This is a genomic window from Mediterraneibacter sp. ICN-202921, assembly GCF_037890075.1.
Classification (GTDB): Bacteria; Bacillota; Clostridia; order Lachnospirales; family Lachnospiraceae; genus Mediterraneibacter; species Mediterraneibacter massiliensis.
Map to the genome: position 1 here is coordinate 150747 of NZ_JBBKBE010000003.1, position 17028 is coordinate 167774.

Genomic DNA, 17028 nt, shown 5'->3' on the forward strand with positions numbered 1-17028 from the left:
TTTTTATTGTCTGTATCCGAAAAGCCCCTGCGCCGTCAGATGGCGGGCAGGGGGACATATTATACGATTTTTCCGACAACCTGTGCGATTTGTTTGATTTGTTTGAGAAGGCTGTCATATTTGGCAGGTTTTAATGACTGTGCGCCGTCACAGAGCGCATTTTCAGGGTCATTATGTACTTCTATCATCAGACCGTCTGCCCCGGCTGCTACAGCAGCCTTTGCCATCGGTTCTACAAGCCACCACTTTCCGCCGGCATGGCTTGGATCAATGACAACAGGCAGATGGGTTTTTTTGCGCAGGACGGGAATACTTTGCAGATCGAGCGTGTTTCTGGTAAATGTTTCAAAAGTACGGATGCCGCGTTCACACAAGATGACATTTTCGTTTCCAGATGCCATGATGTATTCCGCAGACATGATCCATTCTTCATAAGTCGCATTTAATCCTCGCTTGAGGAGAATCGGGCGTTTTACCTGTCCCAGTTGTTTGAGAAGATCAAAATTCTGCATGTTTCTGGCGCCGATCTGGATCAAATCCACCTTTTCGTTGAAAATATCCAGATATTCTGCGGACATTAATTCTGTGACAATGGGCAGTCCGGTCTCTTCTTTTACAGCGCAGAGAATTTCCAGCCCTTTGAGTCCGAGACCCTGGAAAGAATAGGGGCTTGTTCTGGGCTTAAAAGCGCCGCCCCTTAAGAGATTAGCGCCGGCAGCCTTGGCTTCTTTAGCAATGGAAAGTACTTGTTCAAAAGTTTCCACAGAGCAGGGCCCGGCGATCAGTCCCATATGTCCGCCACCTATTTTTACCCCGGATACGTCTATGACGGAGTCTTCTGGATGAAAAGCGCGGTTGGCAAGTTTATAGGGTTCCTGCACATGCATGACTTTGTCTACGCAGGAATCGACCTCAAAGAGCCGTGAGTCGATCAAAGTGGTATCTCCGATACAGCCGATGATCGTCATCTCTGTACCGCGGACGATATGGGTATCCAGTCCTCTTTTTTTGATCTGGTGTTCTACCCGGTTGATATTTTCTTCACTGGTGTGTGGTTTTAATACGATAATCATTGTTTGTTCCCTCCGGCTTTGTATCAAAATGCTATTTTATCGGGCGCAGACCGCCGGCTTATAAGGCTTAAGCCGCAACGCGTCCGAAAAGGTATGTGATTTAGTAGTTTAACTTCATGCTGTAAAATTTTATCTGTTTAAAGTGTGAAATCATACATATCATAGATCAAATATGTTAAAATGTCAATGTTTTTCTGGTATTTTTATTGATAATCTGTTGTATGCGTGATACGCTTTAGAAAATGTCTAAATTAAGAAACAGGAGCAGCAGAATGGAAAATATAAAATTAAGCAGTGACAAAAAGAAAGTGATCATCTTGGATCAGACCCAACTGCCAAATCAAACGGAATATTTGGAGATAGATACTTTAGAAGATATGTATGATGCGATATTTCATCTGAAGGTACGGGGAGCGCCGGCTATCGGTATCTTTGCGGCATACGGCATATATTGCCTGAGTCAGAAAATAGTAGATCAAGAATACGATGCATTTTATGAAGCCTTTACTGGATATATGAAATATCTGGAAAGTTCTCGTCCTACTGCGGTGAATCTGAGTTGGGCATTGGAAAGGATGAGGCGGGTCGTGACAGAAAACAGTCAATGCTCGACTGTGCAGATTGTAGAGCTGCTTGGAGAAGAAAGCAGGAAGATCCAGGCGGAAGATATAAAGATGTGCAGAACTATCGCCGGTTATGGTCTGACTTTGCTCGAAGAAGGGGACGGAATATTGACGCACTGCAATGCCGGTCCTCTGGCGACATCCCAATATGGAACAGCATTGGGACCCATTTTGCTGGGAAAAGAAAAAGGTATGCATTTCCGGGTGTTTGTAGATGAGACAAGACCCCTTCTGCAGGGAGCCAGACTGACGGCCTATGAACTGCAGCAGGCGGGCGTAGATACTACATTAATCTGCGATAATATGGCTTCCAGCGTGATGCAGAAAAAATGGGTGCAGGCCTGTTTCGTAGGCTGTGACCGTATCGCGATGAATGGAGATACGGCCAATAAAATAGGGACAAGCGGGGTGGCGATTTTGGCAAAATACTATGGGATTCCCTTTTATGTACTTGGACCTACTTCTACCATAGATATAGAATGTCGCTGCGGAGACGATATAGAGATCGAATTAAGAGACGAAGAGGAAATAAAAAGGAAATATTATGAAAAACCAATGGCTCCGGAAAATGTAAAATGCTACAATCCCGCATTTGATGTTACCGATCACACGTTGATCACAGGAATCATTACAGAATATGGTATTTGCAGAGCGCCATATGAAGAAAGTCTAAGAAAGATCATGGAGAAAAAAGGAAAAGACAGAACACAACGTGATTTTGCAAAAAGAATATAGGGGGATGGAGATACAGTTTGAAGATCATAAAACAAATTGGAATTATTTTTTTTTGTCTGCTGACAGTTTCCCTGCTTCCTAAGTCGGTGACTACACCTATCGCAGTCAGTATTGCGCAGCCCCATGGCGGGATCGTTCCGGTAACGGTGATAGCGGTTATTTTTACGGGGATTTTGGGAAGCGTTTTGGCGCCCGTTTTTATGCGGGTATTTAAAGTTTCAGATCCGGTTGCCGCAGGAGTGGCTATTGGGACAAGCAGCCATGCGATAGGTACTGCGAAAGCAATTGAATTAGGAGAGGTGGAAGGCGCTATGAGTGGGCTTGTTATTGGTATCTGCGGGATCATCACGGTTTTGTTTTCTATATGGATCTTATAGGATGTATTGGCGGATCATGAAGGAGAAACATGAAGAAAAAGAAGGTTAGAAAAGATACAAATCATACATTAAGACGGGCACAGCATTTTCCGGTCATCCTGATCGCGGAAGGATTGCTTACAGGGGCAGTAGGCGGACTGATCGTCCTGTTGTACAGAATGGCGCTTGAGTATGCAGCACAAGGTCTTGATAAAGCCATTGAAATGGCAGGCAGAACACCGCTGTATATGGCAGGCTGGTTTGCCGTGCTGCTTGTGCTGGCAGTTCTTACAGGGCGTCTCATTAAGTGGGAGCCGATGATCTCCGGAAGTGGGATTCCCCAGGTAGAAGGGGAGATACAGGGGAAACTTACGCAGAATTGGAAGAAAGTACTGCCGGCAAAATTCATAGGGGGATTTTTGTGTTTATTGGGCGGACTTTCTCTCGGACGTGAAGGACCTTCTATTCAGTTGGGCGCTATGGCAGGAAAGGGGATTTCAGATATTTTAGACAGGGGAAGGACAGAAGAAAAATATCTGATGACATGTGGAGCAAGCGCAGGACTTTCGGCGGCGTTTCATGCACCGCTGGCGGGTATGATGTTCGCATTGGAGGAGGTACATAAAGGGTTTACTGTTTCCATTCTGATTTCTGTTATGACAGCCTCTGTTACGGCAGATTATATGGTTTCTCATATTATTGGATTAGAGCCGGTGTTTACTTTTCAGCTGGAAAATGTCCTGCCGCAGAAGTATTACTGGTTGTTGTTATTGCTTGGAGTGATCTTAGGCGCGGCGGGAGTTTTTTATAACTGGGGCATGTTAAAAGCGCAGGAATTATATAAAAAAGCTGCATGCCTGACAGCGACAGGAAGACTTGTGATCGCCTTTTTATCAGCAGGGCTGCTGGCAGTTGTTATGCCATCTGTGCTGGGGAGCGGACATGGTCTGATCGAAGATCTGACAGCAGGGAAAATCTTGCTTGGAACAGCCGTCTTGACACTGGTAATAAAATTTTTGTTTTCAGCGGTCAGTTTTGGTTCCGGCGCGCCCGGAGGGATTTTCTTTCCGCTCCTGATATTGGGGGCTTTTATCGGTGGTATTTTTGCCATGGCAGCGGAGTCTTTTTTGGGATTGGACGTAGGTTATATGAATAATTTTGTTCTGCTGGCAATGGCGGGGTTCTTTACAGCAGTCGTGCGTGCGCCCCTCACTGGCATTATCCTGCTTTTTGAGATGTCGGGGTCCGTAAATCAGATGCTGTCTCTTGCGATTGTATCTGTCAGTGCATATATTGCGGCGACATTGCTGAAATCGCCGCCTATTTATGACAGTCTTCTGGAACGGATATTAGAGGGGCCAAATCAGGTACATGAGAGGGACAAGAAAGTAAACCAGCAGAAAGTGCTTTCCGATTTTGTCATTATGAGTGGTTCCTGTGTAGAAAAGAGGATGGTACGGGAGATAGAGTGGCCGGATAATTGTCTGCTCGTAGCGCTTTTAAGAGACGGAAAAGAGCGGATACCACGAGGCAAAACGATCCTTTTGGCAGGAGATAAGATTACAGTGATGACAGATGAACGCTCGTCAGGATATGTACATGACAAAATGGAAAAGTTATGTTATACTTCAATTTAGGTAACAGCAGTGTGCCGCAGTGAGAAGATAGAATCAAAGGAGCCGGAAAAATGAAAAGAGTATTGCTGAAATTAAGCGGGGAGGCGCTTGCCGGAGAGAAGAAGACCGGATTTGATGAGGAAACTTGTCTGGGTGTTGCCCGTCAGGTAAAAAAGCTTGTAGAGGAAGGGATCCAGGTCGCAGTCGTGACAGGAGGAGGAAACTTCTGGAGAGGAAGGACAAGTGAGACGATCGATCGGACGAAAGCAGATCAGATCGGGATGCTTGCGACCGTTATGAATTGTATATATGTTTCTGATATTTTCAGATTCGCGGGTATGAAGACAGAGGTGTTTACCCCATTTATCTGTGGAGCATTCACATCTGTATTTTCAAAAGACGCGGCACTGGAGGCCATGGAGAGCGGTAAGGTTATTTTCCTTGCGGGTGGAACAGGACATCCATATTTTTCCACAGATACAGCGGCAGTTCTGGGAGCGATCGTAATAGAGGCGGACACTATGCTTCTGGCAAAAGCGATTGACGGAATCTATGATAGCGATCCGAAACTTAACCCGGAGGCGAAGAAATATACGGAGATTACCATTCAGGAGATGATCGATAAGAAACTGATGGCGATCGATATGACTGCGTCTATTTTATGCATGGAAAATAAAATGTCCATGCTTGTGTTTGGGCTTGGTGAGGAAAACAGTATCGTAAATACAATAAATGGGAACTTTAATGGAACCAAGGTAACAGTATAGGAGGACTTGTGAAATGAATGAAAAATTAAACGTGTATGATGAAAAGATGACAAAAAGTGTGAATAACTTAAACGGAGAACTGGCAACGATCCGTGCCGGACGTGCCAATCCGCATGTGCTGGATAAACTGAGCGTGGAATATTATGGAGCGCCGACTCCGATCCAGCAGGTAGCCAACGTATCTGTTCCGGAGGCTCGGATGATTCAGATACAGCCTTGGGAAAAAAGTATGTTAAAAGAGATAGAGAAAGCGATCTTGACTTCTGATATCGGTATCAATCCAACAAATGACGGATCCTGTATCCGTCTGGTATTTCCGGAACTGACAGAGGAACGAAGAAAAGAACTAGTAAAAGATGTGAAGAAAAAAGGAGAAGCGGCAAAGGTGGCTGTCCGTAATATCAGAAGAGATGGAAATGATGCCTTTAAGAAATTAAAAGGCAGTGAAGTTTCTGAGGATGAGATTAAGGATTTGGAAGACGAACTGCAGAAGCTGACAGACAAATATATTGCGAAGATCGATAAGGCAGTGGAGACAAAATCACAGGAAGTGCTTACTGTATAACGATTATATATGGAAGAAGAGGGGCTTGAGTACAATCTACTTGCAGTCCCTTTTTTTACGAATCATCCGATTTGGGAGGAAATGATCATGAATGTACCACAACATGTGGCGATTATTTTAGATGGAAACGGCCGGTGGGCAAAGGCAAAGAAAATGCCGAGAAATTATGGACACGCTCAGGGAAGCAAGAATGTGGAGAAGATCTGTGAGGAAGCGTGGCGCATGGGAATCAAATATCTGACGGTATACGCGTTTTCCACAGAAAATTGGAAACGTCCACAAAGTGAAGTAGACGCTTTGATGACGCTTTTGCGCAATTATATGAAAACATGTCTGAAAACCGCGGAAAAGAATGATATGAAGATCCGGGTGATCGGAGATATTGAACCGTTAGATGACGATATAAAGGGAAGAATACGTGAGCTGGAAGAGGCAAGTAAAAATAACGGCGGACTTAATTTTACGATCGCGCTCAATTATGGCAGTCGTGACGAGATGACACGGGCAATCCAAAAACTGGCGAAGGACTGTGCAGAAGGTAAAATGGATCCGGAGAAGATTGATGAAAATCTGTATGAGTCGTATCTGGATACACACGGTATTCCAGATCCGGATCTGCTGATACGTACAAGCGGAGAGCAGCGTCTGTCCAATTTTCTGTTGTGGCAGTTGGCTTATACAGAATTCTATTTTACGGATATTCCCTGGCCGGATTTTACAAAACAGGAATTGGAAAAGGCAATTGAACAGTATAATAGCAGAGACAGGCGATTTGGGGGAATAAAGGAGGAACAGGATGTTTAAGACACGATTGTTAAGTGGAATACTATTGGTGATCATTGCGCTCATTACGGTGATTTCCGGAGGCGAGATCTTGTTCGGGGTCGTGCTGGCGATCAGTTTGATCGGCATGACGGAAATATACCGGGTATTTCAGATACAAAAAGAACCGCTGGGGCTATGTGGCTATGTGTTTGCAATCCTGTATTATGCCGCATTGTATGTAAAGCCGTTTATGAAGGGACATGCGGCAGATATATTTTTATTACTGTTCGTAGCATTGCTCATCTGTTTAATGGCAGTAATGGTATTTACTTATCCGAAATATAGGACAGAACAGGTGATGGCGGCATTTTTTGGTGTGTTTTATCTCTCCGTTATGCTGTCCTTTATTTACCAGACTAGGATACTGCCGGGCGGTGTATTCACCGTATGGCTTATCTTTATCTGCGCATGGGGGTGCGATACCTGTGCATATTGTGTTGGCATGCTGATCGGCAGACATAAGATGGCGCCTATCTTAAGTCCGAAAAAATCTGTAGAAGGCGGCGTTGGCGGTATAGTAGGAGCAGCACTCATTGGCGTAGTGTATGGACTTTTGGTCAATCGTTTCGGCGGCGCGGAGGTGAATGTTATCTCCTATGCTGTCATAGGAGCCGCAGGGGGGGCTGTCTCTCAGATCGGAGATTTAGCAGCCTCTGCGATCAAGAGAAAGCACAACATTAAAGATTATGGGAAACTGATACCGGGACATGGCGGTATTTTAGACCGGTTTGACAGTGTGATTTTTACGGCCCCGATCATTTATTGTCTGGCCGTCCTTTTGTAGGAGGTATAAACAGATGAAGAAAATAGCAGTTTTAGGTTCTACAGGTTCCATTGGAACACAGACACTGGAAGTGGCGGAATATAATGGAGACATTGAGGTGTGCGCACTGGCAGCAGGTTCCAATATTTCCCTGTTGGAAAAACAGATACGGACGTTTCGTCCTAAGCTGGCTGCCGTATGGAATGAAAAGAAGGCGAAAGAACTAAAAGAGAAAGTTAAAGATCTGGATGTGCGTATTGTATCCGGAATGGATGGACTGCTGGAAACAGCGGCGATGCCGGATACAGAGATCCTGGTGACGGCGATTGTAGGCATGATTGGAATTCTGCCTACGATAGAAGCAATCAAAGCAGGAAAGGACATTGCGCTGGCAAATAAGGAGACCTTGGTGACGGCAGGGCATATTATCATGCCGCTTGCCAGAGAACACGGTGTATCTATTCTTCCGGTAGACAGTGAGCACAGTGCTATTTTCCAGTCTTTGCAGGGAAATCGTAAAAAAGAATTGGAGAAGATCTTGCTGACAGCTTCGGGAGGACCGTTTAGAGGAAAAAAGAGAGAAGAACTTGTGGATATACAGGTAGAAGACGCTTTGAAGCATCCGAACTGGGAAATGGGAAGAAAGATCACGATCGACTCATCTACTATGGTAAATAAAGGATTGGAAGTGATAGAGGCAAAATGGCTGTTTGACGTACAGGTGGAGAAAATACAAGTCGTTGTGCAGCCGCAAAGTATTATTCACTCGATGGTAGAGTATACAGACGGGGCAGTGATCGCTCAGCTGGGAACGCCGGATATGAAGCTTCCTATCCAGTATGCTTTGTATTATCCCGAGAGAAGATACCTTCCAGGAGACAGGCTGGATTTCAAAACACTGGCACAGATCACATTTGAAGAACCGGATATGGAAACGTTCTATGGATTGAAACTTGCTTATGAAGCGGGGAGAAAGGGCGGCTCCCTTCCTACTGTGTTTAATGCGGCGAATGAGAAGGCTGTCGCGCTGTTTTTAGAACGTAAGATCCAGTATCTTCAGATACCAGAGATCATCGCGGCGTGCATGGAACAGCATAAAAATATAGAGTCACCGACAGTAGAAGAAATACTAAATACGGAAAAAGAAACATATGAATTTATTAAAAATAGGTGGTAGTTTATGGGAATTATTATAGCAATACTCTTGTTCAGCGGGATCATCATTATCCATGAACTGGGACATTTTCTGCTTGCAAAGGCAAATAAGATCCGTGTAGATGAATTTTCGTTGGGACTGGGACCGACCTTATTTGGCAAGGAATTTCATGGCACTAAATTTTCTTTGAAGCTGCTTCCGTTTGGCGGCGCCTGCATGATGGGGGAAGATGATGTGGATGATCTGTCAGAAGGCAGTTTTAACAGTAAATCCGTCTGGGCGCGTATGTCCGTTATTGTCGCAGGACCGGTATTCAATCTGATCTTGGCATGGATCCTGTGTACGATCGTGGTGGCATGGGTGGGATATATGCCGCCTGTTGTGGACTCTGTAGAACCTGGATATGCCGCTTATGAAGCGGGAATACAGCAGGGGGATGTCATCAAGGAGATCAATGGAAAGAATATTCATCTCTGGAATGAGATCAGTCTCTACAATATGACACATGCACAGGAGGAAGAAGCAGAAATCGTCTATGAAAGAGATGGAAAAGAATATACAGTGACTTTAGAACTTCGCCAGCTTGCGGAAGATATGTATAAGAAGTTAGGCGTGACGAACAGCGGCGAATCTGTGCGTCCAGGTTTTTTTGGTGCCGTGCAGTATGGGGCGTATACGGTAAAGTACTGGGTGGATTATACAGTGGACTGTCTTCGAATGCTTGTCACAGGACAGGTAGGTATGCGTGAACTTTCTGGTCCTGTTGGGATTGTAGATTTTGTGGATACTACGTATCAGCAGTCCGTGGATGCAGGTTTGAAAATAGTCATATTGAATCTGATGAATATCGGGATTTTAGTGACTGCAAATTTAGGCATCATGAATCTCCTTCCTATTCCGGCCTTGGACGGTGGAAGGCTTGTATTTCTGATCGTGGAGGCGATACGGGGAAAAAGAGTACCGCCGGACAAAGAGGGAATGGTGCATTTTGCCGGTTTTGCTCTTTTGATGCTATTAATGGTGTTTGTGATGTTCAATGATATAAGAAATCTTTTTATTTAAAATAGAGTTTTTAGTTCCGAAAGCAGACAGCGCCGCATATAGTTAGGAGAGAGCCTTGTTGTGAGGAATGACATGAGTCAGATAAAAATGATGCAGAATGAAAATGCGGCTGGAGGAAAAGGACGTCTGCAGATCAATGTTACATCGCAGATAACGGCATATCCTGTCTCCGGAGCAAGAATTTCTATTTCTTATACGGGAGTTCCGGGAAATACGCTGGAACAGCTTGAAACGGACTTATCCGGGCAGACAGAAACGATCGAGCTTGACGCGCCCCCGGCAGAGTACAGCCTGAATGAGAACAGTGATATACAGCCGTATGCGGAATACACACTGAATGTCAGTGCTCCTGGTTTTGAACCGGTAAGTATTTCAGGGGCAGAAATACTAGCTGATGTGAAGGCGATTCAGAATGTACAGTTGAAGCCAAGCGCAGAGGGAACGGAAGAAGAAAATATATTTGTGATACCGGCACATACACTGTATGCAGAATATCCGCCCAAAATTGCGGAAGAGGAGATCAAACCGGTCAATGAAACAGGGGAGATCGTATTGAGCAGAGTGGTGATCCCGGAGTATATCGTCGTGCATGACGGCTCGCCAAGAGACAGTACGGCGAAAAATTATTATGTCAGATACAAGGATTATATCAAGAATGTGGCATCCAGTGAGATTTACGCTACTTGGCCTGCCGATACGATCAGGGCAAATGTGCTTGCGATCATGTCCTTTACGTTGAACCGTGTCTATACGGAATGGTACCGGAATAAAGGGTATGATTTTACAATTACATCTTCCACGGCATTCGATCATAAATGGATACCGGAACGAAATATCTATGACACAATCTCGGTCATTGTAGATGAATTGTTTTCCAATTATCTTTCCCGTCCAAATGTACGGCAGCCTATTTTGACACAGTACTGCGACGGACGTAAAGTCACATGTCCGAATTGGATGACACAATGGGGATCGAAATCTTTGGGAGACCAGGGATATTCAGCCATCGAGATACTTCGATATTTTTATGGGGACAATATGTATATCAATATGGCAGAGGAGATTTCGGGGATTCCCTCTTCATGGCCGGGATATACGCTGGAAATTGGAACAAACGGAGACAAGGTACGCCAGATGCAGGAGCAGTTAAATGCAATCGCCAGAGCATATCCAGCGCTTCCGAAGATCAGTGCCGATGGAATATATGGACCGGCTACAGAAGAAGCAGTGAGAAAATTTCAAGAAGTATTTGAACTTCCGGTCACAGGAAAAGTGGACTATGCAACCTGGTATAAAATATCAGGTATATATGTAGGGGTGTCCAGAATTGCTGAATTAGTATAAAAATGCAGGAGCAGAGATTGCGCAGGAGCAGAAATTTCTGCTCCTGTAAATCATTCTGCGAGAGAATACATCATAAGAAAATTTTCACGTTCAAATTTATCCATATGTACAAAATCTGTAAAATCTACATCAACAAAGTACATTGGCTGTCCGCAGCAGATCGCATGTGCTTTATTATTGGTATAATGATATTTTTTGCATTTTATGCAATAAAAGACATGCATCATAATCAGTCACCCCTCTCTTATATCAAAATGATATCATAAATATGCATTTATGTGGGGATAAAATGCAATTTTGAGTATAGCGTATCGTTAAGAAACGTATATATGAAAAGGATGAGTCAGGAAATATCCGAATTGTGTAAAATTGAGGGAAAGGCGGCGTATGAAAAGAAGACGGACAGAAAGAAAATGGGGAAAAAAGAGAGTCCTGATCGGAATATTAGTGCTCTTATCTGCCGGTATAGCAGTATGGAATATAGGTGGCCTTGCGCCTGTTTCTAAGAGGGCGCATAAGATCAACCTCTGGAGTACTGTAAGAGGAGAAAAAGAGATACAGCGGTGTATAACAGAAACGAATATGGACAGGCAGAAGACGGCGGATCAGCATTATGGAGCAAAAGGATTCTATTATCAGAAATTAACAGCAGCGGAACAGGATATGTACTATGCGCTTTGGCAGGGAGTAAAAGAGGAACTTGCATATATCGAGCTTCCTACATCTGATGGAGAACTAGCAGCAAAGGTCTATGAGTACCTATTGTATGACAGACCGGAATTATTCTGGTGCGACGGTACCTCCAAGATGACGATTTATGAAACAACGCTTCAATTTTATCCTGGTTATCACTGTACAGGAGAGCAGAAAAAAGAAAGAGAAGCGCAGATACAGACGGCGTCAAAGGCATGTTTAGACGCTTTTGTGCAGGGGATGACAGAATATGAACAGATACGTTATATTTTTGATTATCTGGTGAAAACAGTAGAATATGATTCAAAGGCTCCGGACAACCAGAATATATACAGCGCTCTGGTGAACAAGAAATCCGTGTGTGCCGGCTATGCGCGGGCAGCGCAGTACTTGCTGCAGCAGGCAGGAATGGAGTGTATCTATGTGGTGGGCGACATTGTGGAACAAGGAGCACATGCATGGAATATCGTGAACTGTGAGGGAAAATATTATCAGATGGATGTAACATTTGGAGATCCTGTATTTCTGGCGGTGGAAGAAAACATGTCCGTTCCACAGGAGATCGTGAACTATGATTATCTTTGCTGTACAGATGAAGTGATCATACAGACACATAGGGCAGATGAAAGCATGGGATATCCTGTCTGCAGTTCGGATGACCTGCATTATTATAGGATGGAAGGCATGTATTATGAGACATTTGACGCGGAGGAAATACGCAGCAAAATGCGTGAGAGTTTCTATCTGGGAGAGACGTCTTTTACTTGTAAATTCTCCGATCATGCTCTGTATCTGGAGGCATGCAGTACACTGATCGGAGAAGTGCTGCCTGCTGTCTGTGCAGAGATTGCAGAGTATCATGGTGTGAGCAGTGTGCGGTATACATATGTGGAGGATGAGGATATGAATAAGATCATGGTTTTCTGGGAATTGTGAAAAATGAAATTGTAGTATTGAAATATGAATTTAAATGTAGTATAATCTTTACAATTTGAGAAAGTGGGCGCTCTGGATGAAAAGACTCCAAGAGTGCCTTTGTTATGCGCAAATCAAACAGTAAAATTTACGAAGGGATAAGGTGGACAGATGAAGGCATTTCTGATATTAGAAGACGGAACTGTGTTTACGGGGACTAGCATTGGTTCGACAAAAGATATGATCAGCGAAATCGTATTTAATACCTCCATGACAGGATATTTAGAGGTATTGACTGACCCTTCTTATGCGGGACAGGCAGTGGTCATGACCTATCCGTTGATTGGAAACTATGGGATCACGCCGGACATGGAATCTAAAAAGGCATGGCCGGATGGGTATATTGTGAGAGAATTGTCCCGTATGCCGAGCAATTTCCGGTGTGAGGGAACGATCCAAGATTTCTTAAAAGAGCAGGATATTCCGGGGATTGCGGGGGTGGATACGCGTGCCCTTACAAAGATTCTCAGGGAAAAGGGAACCATGAATGGGATGATCACTACGAATACAGATTACGATCTGGGAGAAATTCTTCCTAAATTAAAGGAATATAAGGTGGGAGATGTGGTCTCTAAAGCAACTTGTTCTGAAAAATATGTCCTTGAAGGAAACGGCAAAAAGGTGGCACTTCTGGATCTGGGGGCAAAAAATAATATTGCCAAATCTCTGCATCAACGCGGCTGCGAAGTGACTGTATATCCGGCACACACAACGGCGGAAGAAATTCTTTCATCTTATCCTGACGGAATCATGTTGTCCAACGGACCTGGAGACCCGGCAGACTGTACTTCCATTATAAAAGAAATTAAAAAATTGTATGACAGTGATATTCCAATCTTTGCGATCTGCTTGGGACATCAGCTTATGGCTCTTGCAACGGGGGCAACTACACATAAATTAAAATACGGGCACAGGGGAGGCAATCATCCGGTCAAAGATCTGCAGACAAACCGTGTCTATATTTCCTCACAGAATCATGGCTATGTGGTGGATACCGAAAGTGTAGATGCAAATGTTGCGGTTCCGGCGTTTGTCAATGTAAATGATGGTACGAACGAAGGGCTTTCTTATGTTGGAAAGAAGATATTTACTGTGCAGTTTCATCCGGAGGCGTGTCCGGGACCACAGGATTCTGGTTACTTGTTTGATCGGTTCATAGATATGATGGGAGGGACGAAATAATGCCAAGAGATAAGAGTATCAAAAAAGTTTTAGTGATCGGTTCCGGGCCGATCGTGATCGGGCAGGCTGCAGAATTTGATTATGCAGGGACACAGGCATGTCGTTCCTTGAAAGAAGAAGGAATCGAAGTCGTGCTTTTAAATTCGAATCCGGCTACGATCATGACAGATAAGGATATTGCGGACCGTGTTTATATAGAACCACTGACGGTAGAGGTTGTTGAGCAGCTTATTTTAAAGGAAGAGCCAGATAGCGTGCTTCCCACTCTGGGAGGACAAGCGGGACTAAATCTGGCGATGGAATTAGAAGAAGCTGGTTTTTTAAGAGAACATGGTGTACGGCTGATCGGAACGACTTCAGAAACCATCAAAAAAGCGGAAGATCGTCTGGAATTCAAGGCTACGATGGAGAAGATAGGAGAGCCGGTGGCAGCCTCTCTGGTCGTAGAAAATGTGGAAGACGGTCTTTCATTTGCCAATAAGATTGGGTATCCGGTAGTACTGCGTCCGGCATATACGCTTGGCGGAAGCGGCGGCGGTATTGCCCATGACAGTGAGCAGCTGGTGGAAATCCTGGAAAATGGACTTCGTCTTTCTCGTGTGGGCCAGGTGCTAGTGGAACGCTGTATCGCAGGGTGGAAGGAAATCGAGTATGAGGTCATGCGGGATGGAAACGGCAACTGCATTACCGTTTGTAATATGGAAAATATCGATCCTGTCGGTGTACATACAGGGGACAGCATCGTCGTAGCGCCTTCCCAGACATTAGGCGATAAAGAGTATCAGATGCTGCGTACCTCTGCTTTGAACATCATCAGCGAATTGAATATCACTGGAGGATGTAATGTACAGTATGCATTGCATCCAGAGACGTTTGAATACTGTGTGATCGAGGTCAATCCGCGTGTGAGCCGTTCTTCTGCGCTGGCATCGAAAGCCACTGGGTACCCGATTGCAAAAGTAGCGGCGAAGATTGCTCTGGGCTATACATTGGATGAGATTAAAAATGCGATCACACAGAAGACATATGCCAGCTTTGAGCCTATGTTAGATTACTGTGTAGTAAAATTACCCAGACTTCCGTTTGATAAATTTATCAGCGCTAAGAGAACGCTGACGACGCAGATGAAAGCTACAGGAGAAGTTATGAGTATCTGCGATAATTTCGAGGGCGCGCTGATGAAGGCGATCCGTTCTCTGGAGCAGCACGTGGATAGCCTGCTGTCTTATGATTTTACAGGATTGACAGAGGACGAACTGCTAGAGCAGCTTACGATCGTTGATGATATGCGGATGTGGAGGATCGCAGAGGCAGTGCGGCGAGGAATAAGCTATGAGACGATACACAGCATTACCTTGATAGATGAGTGGTTTATTGATAAATTTGCCCGCATCGTGGAGATGGAAAATGCGTTAAAGACGCAGCCGTTGACTGTGGAACTTTTAAAAGAGGCTAAGCGGATGGAGTTTCCGGATAACGTGATCGCCCGCCTGACTGGAACCGACGAGAGAGCGATCCATGATATGCGTCATGCGAACTATATCGTGGCAGCATATAAAATGGTAGATACCTGCGCGGCAGAATTTGCGGCAGAGACGCCATATTATTACTCTGTATATGGCAGTGAGAGTGAAGTGGAAAAGACACAGGATAGAAAGAAAGTACTTGTTCTTGGTTCTGGTCCTATACGGATCGGTCAGGGAATCGAGTTCGACTTTTGTTCCGTACATTGTACATGGGCATTTTCCAAAGAAGGTTATGAAACGATCATTGTAAATAATAACCCGGAAACGGTGAGCACAGATTTTGATATTGCAGACAAGCTGTATTTTGAGCCTCTGACACCGGAAGATGTGGAGAGCATTGTAGATATCGAGAAACCGGACGGCGCGGTGGTACAGTTCGGTGGACAGACGGCGATCAAGCTGACAGAAGCGCTGATGAAGATGGGCGTGCCGATTTTAGGGACATCAGCAGAGAATGTTGATAAGGCAGAAGATAGAGAATTATTTGATGAAATCCTGGAAGAATGTGAGATTCCACGTCCCACGGGAGGAACAGTCTTTACCGCGGAGGAAGCCAAAGAAGTAGCGAACAGGCTGGGGTATCCGGTTTTGGTAAGACCTTCTTATGTACTGGGCGGACAGGGTATGCAGATCGCTATAAATGACCATGACATAGATGAGTTTATCGGGATTATCAATCGGATCGCACAAGATCATCCGATCCTTGTAGATAAATATCTGCAGGGAAAAGAAATCGAAGTAGACGCAGTGTGTGACGGAGAGGATATCCTGATACCGGGTATCATGGAGCATATTGAGCGTGCAGGCATCCATTCGGGCGACAGTATCTCGGTATATCCAGCGCAGAGTCTGACGAAAAAAGCGAAAGAAAAAATCGCCGAGTATACGAGAAGGCTGGCAAAGTCGCTTCATGTGGTAGGCCTTATCAATATCCAGTTTATCGTCTGCGGCGAGGAGGACGTCTATGTGATCGAAGTAAATCCTCGCTCCAGCCGTACAGTTCCGTATATCAGTAAGGTGACAGGTATCCCGATCGTTCCGCTGGCATCGAAAGTGATCATTGGAAATAAGATAAAGGAATTGGGATATACACCGGGACTGCAGCCGGAAGCAGAGTATGTAGCTGTGAAAATGCCGGTATTTTCCTTTGAGAAGATCCGAGGCGCAGATATTAGTCTGGGACCTGAGATGAAATCCACAGGAGAATGTCTTGGTATTGCGAAAACTTTTGACGAGGCTCTTTATAAGGCGTTTTTAGGAGCCGGTATCAAACTTCCGAAATTTAAGAATATGATCATGACCGTACGTGACGAGGATCAGCCGGAAGCTGTAGAGATCGGACGCAGGTTTGCGGCGATCGGGTATCATATTTTTGCTACGAGCGGTACGGCGCGTGCTTTAAATGCCGCAGGTGTGAAAGCAACGCCGGTGCGCAAGATCGAGCAGGAATCTCCGAACTTGATGGATCTGATTCTGGGGCATAAGATCGACCTTGTAATTGATATCCCCGCACAGGGAGCAGAGCATGCAAGAGATGGCTTCATCATCCGCCGCAATGCCATTGAGACAGGGGTGAATGTATTGACAGCGATTGATACGGCGCAGGCTTTGATCACCAGTCTGGAGAATACAGACATCAAGAAACTGACATTGATCGATATTGCCACGGTGCAGTAAAAAAAGACAGATAGATTTTTCAAGGATACCGTTTTGTTATGTATAAAAGCTCTGACAGCCAGGTTTATGCCTGATTCTGTCAGAGTTTTT

General features: G+C 44.8%; 14 protein-coding genes. 13 read left to right on the plus strand and 1 reads right to left on the minus strand.

Going from position 1 to position 17028, the window contains the following annotated elements; translation table 11 throughout:
• Window positions 1-59 precede the first annotated feature (59 nt).
• Window positions 60-1073 carry a 3-deoxy-7-phosphoheptulonate synthase gene (aroF, locus tag WKT01_RS04115; protein ID WP_059068332.1) on the minus strand — a complete coding sequence of 338 codons (1014 nt, stop codon included), beginning with the start codon at window positions 1071-1073 and terminating at the stop codon, window positions 60-62.
• A gap of 272 nt (window positions 1074-1345) precedes the next feature.
• Between aroF and mtnA the strand changes: the two genes are divergently transcribed.
• From mtnA to carB, 13 genes are all read left to right on the plus strand, one after another.
• A complete protein-coding gene (gene mtnA, locus WKT01_RS04120; RefSeq protein ID WP_282923985.1) occupies window positions 1346-2431 on the plus strand; it encodes an S-methyl-5-thioribose-1-phosphate isomerase in 1086 nt (361 codons plus the stop codon).
• 17 nt (window positions 2432-2448) lie between these two features.
• Complete coding sequence (locus WKT01_RS04125; RefSeq protein ID WP_340311496.1) at window positions 2449-2808, plus strand: LrgB family protein; 360 nt, start codon at window positions 2449-2451, stop codon at window positions 2806-2808.
• A 29-nt stretch (window positions 2809-2837) separates the two neighbouring features.
• Complete coding sequence (locus WKT01_RS04130) at window positions 2838-4424, plus strand: ClC family H(+)/Cl(-) exchange transporter (RefSeq protein WP_059068335.1); 1587 nt, start codon at window positions 2838-2840, stop codon at window positions 4422-4424.
• A 50-nt stretch (window positions 4425-4474) separates the two neighbouring features.
• Window positions 4475-5170, plus strand: a complete 696-nt coding sequence (gene pyrH / locus WKT01_RS04135; RefSeq protein WP_059068337.1) for a UMP kinase — start codon at window positions 4475-4477, stop codon at window positions 5168-5170.
• A 13-nt stretch (window positions 5171-5183) separates the two neighbouring features.
• On the plus strand, window positions 5184-5735 hold the full coding sequence (gene frr, locus WKT01_RS04140; RefSeq protein WP_059068339.1) for a ribosome recycling factor: 552 nt from the start codon (window positions 5184-5186) through the stop codon (window positions 5733-5735).
• An 87-nt stretch (window positions 5736-5822) separates the two neighbouring features.
• The gene (locus WKT01_RS04145) at window positions 5823-6539 is read left to right on the plus strand and encodes an isoprenyl transferase (RefSeq protein WP_059070345.1); all 717 of its coding nucleotides are present in this window, start codon (window positions 5823-5825) and stop codon (window positions 6537-6539) included.
• Window positions 6532-7344: a phosphatidate cytidylyltransferase gene (locus WKT01_RS04150; RefSeq protein ID WP_282923983.1), complete on the plus strand. Its 813-nt coding sequence runs from the start codon at window positions 6532-6534 to the stop codon at window positions 7342-7344. The genes WKT01_RS04145 and WKT01_RS04150 overlap by 8 nt, the downstream gene beginning before the upstream one ends.
• 13 nt (window positions 7345-7357) lie before the next feature.
• A complete protein-coding gene (locus WKT01_RS04155; protein WP_059068343.1) occupies window positions 7358-8500 on the plus strand; it encodes a 1-deoxy-D-xylulose-5-phosphate reductoisomerase in 1143 nt (380 codons plus the stop codon).
• Window positions 8501-8503: 3 nt separating this feature from the next.
• A complete protein-coding gene (gene rseP, locus WKT01_RS04160; protein WP_059068345.1) occupies window positions 8504-9541 on the plus strand; it encodes an RIP metalloprotease RseP in 1038 nt (345 codons plus the stop codon).
• Window positions 9542-9613: 72 nt separating this feature from the next.
• The gene (locus WKT01_RS04165; RefSeq protein WP_340311497.1) at window positions 9614-10885 is read left to right on the plus strand and encodes a peptidoglycan-binding protein; all 1272 of its coding nucleotides are present in this window, start codon (window positions 9614-9616) and stop codon (window positions 10883-10885) included.
• Between the two features lie 387 nt (window positions 10886-11272).
• Window positions 11273-12514 carry a transglutaminase domain-containing protein gene (locus WKT01_RS04170; protein ID WP_340311498.1) on the plus strand — a complete coding sequence of 414 codons (1242 nt, stop codon included), beginning with the start codon at window positions 11273-11275 and terminating at the stop codon, window positions 12512-12514.
• Between the two features lie 150 nt (window positions 12515-12664).
• Entirely contained in the window at window positions 12665-13735 is a 1071-nt protein-coding gene (locus WKT01_RS04175) for a carbamoyl phosphate synthase small subunit (protein WP_059068434.1), read from the plus strand.
• Complete coding sequence (gene carB / locus WKT01_RS04180; protein WP_340311499.1) at window positions 13735-16938, plus strand: carbamoyl-phosphate synthase large subunit; 3204 nt, start codon at window positions 13735-13737, stop codon at window positions 16936-16938. Before WKT01_RS04175 ends, carB begins: the two co-directional genes overlap by 1 nt.
• The last annotated feature ends 90 nt before the right edge of the window (window positions 16939-17028 follow it).